Genomic DNA, 7,677 nt, shown 5'->3' with positions numbered 1-7,677 from the left:
GGGACTGGCCGCGAAACTGGGGGACTATAAATCCCAGTTCTCGGTGATGATGATGCATTATGGGGCGCCATTCGTTGCGCGCAAAGGAAGAGAGATACGTCATTGGCGTGAAAACCTTGATGCAATGCATCGGGTCGCCGAGAACCTAGGGAGTATTGATCAGGGTCGGGACCGGACACTTAGCCTGTTTGTCGGGGCTGAAATGGCCGACCGCGACTTGATGGATCATTCACTCGAATTGCTGACGGAGATTTCGGAAAAGGACAACCACCTGCAACTCTACTGGGTACAGAAACATGCGCGCGCCATGGTTGCAATTATGGACGGCGATTTTGAGCAGGCAGAGAAGCATGCCAACGAAGCGGTGAAAATTGGTCGGGAGACACACGGAGAACATGTTGAGGGCGTCTTCGGTGTTCAGATGTTTACCATCCGCCGCGAACAAAACCGACTGCACGAAGTCGCACCGGTTATCAAGAGGCTGATGACTGAAAGCCCGGAAGACATTTCTTGGAAACCTGGTTTTGGCCTTATTGCCGCCGAGTTGGGTTACAAGGAACCAGCTGAACGCATACTTAATGAAATGGCAGAGAAAGGCTTCGATCTGCCCGCTGATGCTATGTTTTCAACTACATTGTCTTATCTTGCTGACATTTGCGTCGCAGTCGAGCATCTGGGACATGCTGGGACACTCTATGACATGCTGACCCCATACGAAGAGCTGACGGTCACCGCAGGTGCAACGACTGTTTGCGCCGGGGCGGCTGCAAGACGTCTGGGCAATTTGGCAGCGGTGCTGAAAAATTGGGACACCGCTGAGAGGATGTTCCAAAAGGCCATCGAAATAGACACGCGCATGAAGTGCCCTCCTTGGATTGCGCACAGCAAAGCAGCATATGCATCCACACTTAGGCGACGGGGCCGCACGAATGATTTGGAACTAGCGTTTCAACTGGAAGGGGAAGCGTTGGCAATTTCACAGCAATTGAGTATGGTTTCCCTTAGGTCAAAGCTCGAAGGAGTAGCTGTTTAAAGCCATTTACATGCTTGGGGGAGCATTATGCCAAGATACATAATCGAGAGAAATTTTGCGGAACAGCTGAACGTCAGCGACGACGACAAAATTCACATCAAAGAGATCAATGACGAAGTTGGGGTCGAGTGGATTTTCTCGTTCCTCAGCGCAGACAAGCGTAAAACATACTGTTTGTATGAGGCCCCCGACGAGGAAAGCCTCAGAAAAGCGGCGGAGCGCCTTAACATTCCTGCCGATGTCATTACACCGGTAGATCATATAGATCCTGGTATTTTCGCCTGACTATTTGCACCTCAAATCCTAAACCGAGGCGATTATTCTGCAGGACAAAGCCTCGGGCTTCACATCTACATGAGGCAGCTGCGCAAGAAGCCTGACCTAAAAACAGGGAGGCCTATGCATGTACGACATAAAAACACTCGACGGAAACACGGCAAGTGTGGATCAAGACGCCTTGGACGCGCTTAACTCTTCTCTTCGCGGCGGCGTCTACTTAGTGGGCACTCCGGAATACGAAGACGCAAGAACAACATGGAATAGCATGTTCGAACGTCACCCTGGGTTTGTGGTACGAGCGATGGGCGCAAGCGACGTGCAGAAAGCGGTGGACTTTGTAAGAGACGCCGATCTCATAATGTCAGTCCGATCAGGTGGGCATCAGATTGCGGGGCACGCTGTTGCAGACGAGGCCGTATTGCTCGATCTGTCCCAAATGCGATCGGTTCACGTGGACCCTGTCAACAAGACCGGTCGGGTTGCGCCAGGCGCGTTGCTTGGCGATGTGGATCGTGAAACTCAAGCTCACGGGCTTGCAGTCCCTGTCGGCATCAATTCGACAACTGGTATCGCGGGTTTGACCCTTGGCGGCGGTTTTGGGTGGACGACGCGGAAATTCGGAATGACGATCGACAACCTTCTATCGGCAGAAGTCGTGACGGCAGATGGGGCGATTGTTTCCGCCTCGCCCACAAGCCATCCGGAGCTTTTCTGGGCCATCCGCGGAGGAGGTGGCAATTTCGGCGTCGTGACCTCATTCGAGTTCCAGTTGCATGATCTTGGGCCCGAGGTTTTGTCCGGCCTGATCGTTCACCCGATCGCAAAGGCAGCAGAGCTTCTTGCAGAATTCGCAGTCATTGTAGATGAATCACCGGATGAGCTGACGGTCTGGAGCGTGATGCGAAAAGCTCCTCCCCTGCCGTTCCTACCAGAAGAGTGGCATGGGAGAGAGGTGCTGATTTTCGCAGCTTGTTACAGCGGCCCCATAGACGAGGGTGAAATAGCCATGGGGGCTTTGCGCGCGCTTGGAGAACCAATAGCCGACGTTATCTCACCTCACAACTTTGTGGACTGGCAAGCAGCATTCGACGCATTGCTTACACCTGGTGCTCGGAACTATTGGAAAAGCCATGATTTCGATGCGCTTTCCTCGGATGCGATCACAGGTCTTCTCGAGGCGATTTCCAGCCTGCCCGACCCTGCGTGCGAAGTATTTATTGCCCATGTAGGTGGCGCAATGGCGCGCATCGAATCCCACTCAACAGCTTATCCGCAACGATCTGCACACTTCATAATGAATGTTCACACTCGTTGGGAGGACCCGAACAAGGATGGTGAGTGCATTGCGTGGGCGCGGCGACTTTATGATCAGATGCGACCCCATTCGTCTGGCAGCGCATATGTTAACTTTATGCCCGAAGACGAAGCGGATCATATGGCTGGCGCGTACGGTGTGAATGGTGAGAAACTTTCGAAAATAAAGGGCAATTATGATCCAACAAATCTGTTCAGGATTAATCACAACATATTACCCAAGTAGGACCATTCAATCTGGATAGACTGATCCATACGGACCCTTGGAGCCTATGCTTGATTTTTATGACAAATATCTGGTTGCTTACTCAGACCTCCTGATATTTTTGCCGTCCAAGATATGGACGCTCGTGTTACTACTGTTAGGCGAAAGTCCTGTCCCGCTGCAGAGGCAAGGGCAATGCCGAACATTTGGCCGCTTTGGGCTCAACTTGGTCATTCGCAAAATCGCGATGTAAGTCCACTTTGCGGAACTAACCGTCATTCGAATTCCATACTTCGCTGACGCAGCATTCAGTCGCAAGTGTAGAAATTTGTTGTCGCTGCGCAGCGCATGTCGCCAATACGTTCATTCACGGGCGTAGATTTGGTCGGAACCGAAGACTCAGTGCAATTCCCTCACGCCGACACAGATCGGCAAGCGTGGTGTTGAATCAGGCTGAATGAAACAAACTTTAATACCCATCAGACGCTTCTTACCAACCTCAAGGAGTTCCTTGAACCTATTGCAGTAGAGGTTCCCTGCGACACTCTCGGCGGCAAAGAGTTAGAATTGATTCACTTTCGATACCATCGCTTTGGGTGATACATCGAAGATGCCTGATATCTAAATAATCTTAATCACGACCCCAATGTACGAAGGAAAGGTTTTGGTAAAGCGCCGATCGAAGCAGTACCGAAACGGCCAAGATCTTCGGAATCCCTAACAACTTTTCAGCCCGTTTGTTGTTGCGCAGGCGGTACAATTTGCCTTTCTGGTCGTTCGCGGGTGGAGCAAGCTTACAGAACCGCTTCATCCTCACCCATTAAGATCAAATCATCGCGCCTTCATTTACTACATCAGCGAAGGACTTGAAGAATTTTCCAGCGAGCTTCTTGGCTGTGCTCTGGATCAAACGACTGCCGAGCTGAGCCAGTTTCCCGCCAATCTCGGCCTTTGCTTCATAGCGCAGGATCGTTGTGTCGCCGTCTGCACTCAGCGTCACATCTGCGCCACCCTTTGCATGACCAGCGGTACCACCATTGCCCTGACCAGACAGAGAGAATGCATCAGGGGCGCCGGTCTGATCCAGGGTGACATTGCCTCCGAACCGCGCCTTTACGGGCCCTACTTTTAGCAAGACCTTGGCCTCCAATTCAGTATCAGAATGCTTGATTAGTTCTTCACAACCCGGGATGCATTGTTTCAACACCTCGGGATCATTCAGTGCCGCATAGACGCGATCTTTCGGGGCGTTGATGATGATTTCGTCCTTCAGTTCCATACTCTAGTCCTTCTTAGCAACAGGGAAATCTTATGTTGTCTGCTTGTTCAGTGGTCATTTCGAGCGATTTAAGACGCCTGCGCATCCAGATCAGAAGTCGGCTCATGAGATCGGCTCCTTCGCGGTTTCCAAATGGGTCGCATAGTAATCCGGGGTATCGACATCGGTGTAGAACCCTGGCGATGGCAGCGTAGCGGCTTGTACATGTTCGGGATGATCGCGCGTAAAGCCCAAGCAGCCGGGGCGTACGGGGTTTTCCAGCAATCGCCGGCGCAATAGCTGCGGGATAGTAATTGGATTGCCTCGTGCGCCGTTGTGGACAGGTATCGTCACTTTAGTCGCATCACCTGCAACGTGAGCGGCAATCAGATCTTGCAGATCCTGAGTGGTCAATAGCGGCTGATCACCCAAGCCGATCAGAAGCAGATGGGCGTCAGGTGCACAATGCAATCCCGTGGCAACCGAGCTCTGCTGGCCGCTGGTGAAGTTTGCATTGTGAACCAAAGAAACAGCTAGCCCTGATAATGCCCGGCGCACGGCGCTCGCCTCATGTCCTGTTACCACCGTCAGGTCAGTATCAATGGCGCCTAAGTAAGCCATGGCTACACGGCGGATCATCGGTACGCCGTCTATTGGTAACAGCAGCTTGTTTTGCGCCCCCATGCGCCGGGAAAGACCGGCGGCCAGAAGGATCGCGGCAACATCAGCCATCGGCAAGCCCCACAGTCTGCCGTCTGACACGTACTAACTGCGCAAGGATCGACAGCGCTATTTCCTCGGGCGTGACCGCCCCCAGGTCCAGACCCGCCGGGGCGTGGACGGTGTTGATGGCCTCGGGCGTTATGCCGGCGGTCTTTAGTTTTTCAGCCAGTGTCGCGAATTTCCGAGCGCTTCCGACGAAGGCAACATAGTCGGGCAAATCTGTCAGTACGGATTTGAGCGCGTCCAAATCTCCTTGGCCTTGCGTCGCAATGACAACGAAGCGTCGTCGATTGCACGTCGTATCAGTCGACGTGGTGCCAGAAACCGACCAGTGGAATTGCGGTGCCAGGGAACCAAGCGCTTGGGCCACAGGGGATGCGCCAAGCACGACAAGTTCGGGCATTGGCAAACAGGGCTCGATAAAAATGTCGACGGTGCCTTTTGACGGGCAACCATTGCGCGCAAAGCGCGTCCCGTCGATCTCATCCCCCGCTATCACGCCCATTTCTTCCAGGAGTTCCTCGGGCGCGACAGAAACCAGTTGCGGCTGACCGGCGCGCAAAGCCTCTACCGCAGCGCGTTTGACCGCGCCACGCGTGCATCCGCCACCAAGCCATCCATGCAGGATTGTCCCGTCCGCGCTGAGCAGCGCTTTAGCACCCGGCTTGGCCGCCGTCGCCCCCGCAGTGCGCACGATTGTCGCGAAGGCGAAAGGTTCTTGCCGGTCACGCAGGTCTTGTGCCGCATCGGCAAGGTCCGTGTCTAGGATCTCTGCCGGACTCATAGCGTCACCAATTTTGGTTCCAGGGCGGCAAGATCGGCAAGGGTGTTGGCCGGTTGAAAAAGGTCGAGATAAGGCAAGGCCGCAGCCATTCCGCCAGCTACGGGCGCGTAGTCGCTCCAGCCCTTCAATGGATTGAGCCAGATGATCTTACAGCCGCGTTTTCTCAGCTTCTCAAGCGCTGCTGCCAGGATTGCGGGTGGCTCGGTATCATAGCCGTCCGACAGGATCACTACGACAGACCGGCCATCTACAAAGCGCCGCGCATAGGTATCGGCAAAGCGTTGCAACGATGGCCCGATCTTTGATCCACCGCCGAAGCCATCTGCCATCAGCGACATCCGACCAATTGCACGCAGTGCGTCTTTGTCGCGCAATGCTTCAGTGATGCGAACCAGCCGTGTGTGAAAAAGATAAGCGTCGGCATCTTTGTCAGCGCGCATCAGCCCAGCGAGAAAAGCAAGGAAAACTTGTGCATAGACGCTCATCGATCCCGATACATCGCAAAGCGCTACGATTTTGCGGCTGCGATCTGGGCGAGACTTGCGCAAGAGCTGCAGAGGTTCCCCTCCTGTCGCAAGGCTCAGGCGAATGGTCTTGCGAAAATGCAGGCGGTCGCCTTTGCGGGCGGCGATCCGACGGCGCGAACGTCGGTCGCGCAAAGCGGCACCGATGCGACGCGCAACTGCTTCGGCCTCTGCGATATCATCCGCGCGGACCAGATCACGCAGATCGCGGCGGCTGAGATTGCGTTGCTGAGTTGCGATAAGTTTACCGGTGCCGTCGCTGTCGGCCTCGCCGTCACCGGAATCAGGAGCGATGGCGCTGCCCGATGCGCCCATATCCTGACCCTTGGCTTGACGAGAGGAATGCACGTCATCGCTGAGCGCAGACTGCGCTTTGGGCACGGCCCTTTGCTTCACCCGACCGGAATCCATCCAAAAACTATCGAAGAGGCTGTCGAACCGTTCGGCCTCATCCTTGCATCCTGTGCAGATGGCCCGTAACGCGCGACGGCTTTCATTCGGGACAACGGCATTGACCTCGCCGAGGGCAAGCAAGGCAAGCTCTGCCTCTGCCACACCTAGGCGCAGGCCGTTCTGGCGCAAATGCGCAATGAACCCGGCGACACGGGCCGCTGGCCCCGGATCACGCGCCGCAAATTTGGAAACCCGGCTCATGCGGCCTTCCCCGCGATACGGGCCGCGACTTCGGCGGTGATCTGTGCCTGATCGCTTTGAGTTTTCAGCAGCGTGGTTAAGGTGGAGTGCAACACGGTTGGATCGTTGGTCAGATCCGCAATCCCAAGTCCCATCAAGGCGGCAGCAAAATCGAGCATCTCAGCGATGCCGGGTGTCTTTTCCAGTTCCTCCTCGCGAAGCTTTTGTACAAAGCCTACGACTTGCGCGCCAAGACGCGCCTCAATCGCAGGGCAGCGGGCTTTGAGGATTGCAAGTTCTGTCTGTCGGTCCGGATAATCGACATAGGTGTAAAGGCAGCGACGACGCAGTGCATCGGATAGATCGCGTGTGCCGTTTGATGTCAGGATCACGATCGGCTTACTAGAGGCCGTGATGGTGCCGAGTTCTGGCACAGTCACTTGATAGTCGGCCAGAACTTCCAGCAAGTAGGCTTCGAATTCCACATCAGCGCGGTCAATTTCGTCAATCAACAAAACAGGCGGCGTGTCCTGGGTAATGGCGGCCAATAGAGGGCGTTCCAACAGGAAATCACGGGAAAAAATACGCTCCTCAACGCTTTTGCCCGTCTCACCATCTTCGGCGGCGGCGCGGATCGTCAGCAATTGCCGCTGGTAGTTCCATTCGTAGATGGCCTGCGCGGCGTCGAGCCCCTCATAGCATTGCAGTCGGAGCAATTTAGTGTCGCGCGCATCGCTCAGGGTGCGCGCGACCTCTGTCTTACCTACGCCCGCGGCGCCCTCCAGAAGAAGGGGCCGCTCCAACGTCAGCGCCAAATGGAGAGCAACTGCTAGGTCGTCGGATGCGACATAGCCCTGCCCTTCAAGAGCGGATTGTAAATCGGTCCAGGTCATGTGTGTCTCCGGGCAGAGCGGAACGTCTCCG

Annotated in this window: 8 protein-coding genes; 3 read left to right on the top strand and 5 right to left on the bottom strand. The window is 55.0% G+C overall.

Going from position 1 to position 7,677, the window contains the following annotated elements:
• The 3 genes from ACRZ9U_RS20265 to ACRZ9U_RS20255 form a co-directional block, all read left to right on the top strand.
• Positions 1-1,033 (top strand): tetratricopeptide repeat protein (locus ACRZ9U_RS20265; protein ID WP_480902851.1); only part of this gene is annotated, 1,033 nt, incomplete at its 5' end.
• A gap of 27 nt (positions 1,034-1,060) precedes the next feature.
• Entirely contained in the window at positions 1,061-1,318 is a 258-nt protein-coding gene (locus tag ACRZ9U_RS20260) for a DUF4242 domain-containing protein (RefSeq protein ID WP_170402061.1), read from the top strand.
• Between the two features lie 118 nt (positions 1,319-1,436).
• Complete coding sequence (locus ACRZ9U_RS20255; protein ID WP_170402064.1) at positions 1,437-2,852, top strand: FAD-binding oxidoreductase; 1,416 nt, start codon at positions 1,437-1,439, stop codon at positions 2,850-2,852.
• Between the two features lie 805 nt (positions 2,853-3,657).
• Here the strand turns inward: ACRZ9U_RS20255 and ACRZ9U_RS20250 are convergent.
• The 5 genes from ACRZ9U_RS20250 to ACRZ9U_RS20230 form a co-directional block, all read right to left on the bottom strand.
• Complete coding sequence (locus ACRZ9U_RS20250) at positions 3,658-4,110, bottom strand: SRPBCC family protein (protein ID WP_170402067.1); 453 nt, start codon at positions 4,108-4,110, stop codon at positions 3,658-3,660.
• Between the two features lie 102 nt (positions 4,111-4,212).
• Positions 4,213-4,821: a nucleotidyltransferase family protein gene (locus ACRZ9U_RS20245; RefSeq protein ID WP_170402070.1), complete on the bottom strand. Its 609-nt coding sequence runs from the start codon at positions 4,819-4,821 to the stop codon at positions 4,213-4,215.
• Positions 4,814-5,596, bottom strand: coding sequence for an XdhC family protein (locus ACRZ9U_RS20240; RefSeq protein WP_170402073.1), 783 nt, complete (start codon positions 5,594-5,596; stop codon positions 4,814-4,816). The genes ACRZ9U_RS20245 and ACRZ9U_RS20240 overlap by 8 nt, the downstream gene beginning before the upstream one ends.
• A complete protein-coding gene (locus tag ACRZ9U_RS20235; RefSeq protein WP_170402076.1) occupies positions 5,593-6,774 on the bottom strand; it encodes a VWA domain-containing protein in 1,182 nt (393 codons plus the stop codon). Before ACRZ9U_RS20235 ends, ACRZ9U_RS20240 begins: the two co-directional genes overlap by 4 nt.
• The gene (locus ACRZ9U_RS20230; protein WP_170392519.1) at positions 6,771-7,646 is read right to left on the bottom strand and encodes an AAA family ATPase; all 876 of its coding nucleotides are present in this window, start codon (positions 7,644-7,646) and stop codon (positions 6,771-6,773) included. The genes ACRZ9U_RS20235 and ACRZ9U_RS20230 overlap by 4 nt, the downstream gene beginning before the upstream one ends.
• Positions 7,647-7,677 lie beyond the last annotated feature (31 nt).

It is taken from the genome of Ruegeria sp. D7, assembly GCF_056534355.1.
Note: the sequence above shows the minus strand (reverse complement) of the source record. Positions and strands in the feature narration are given on the sequence as shown.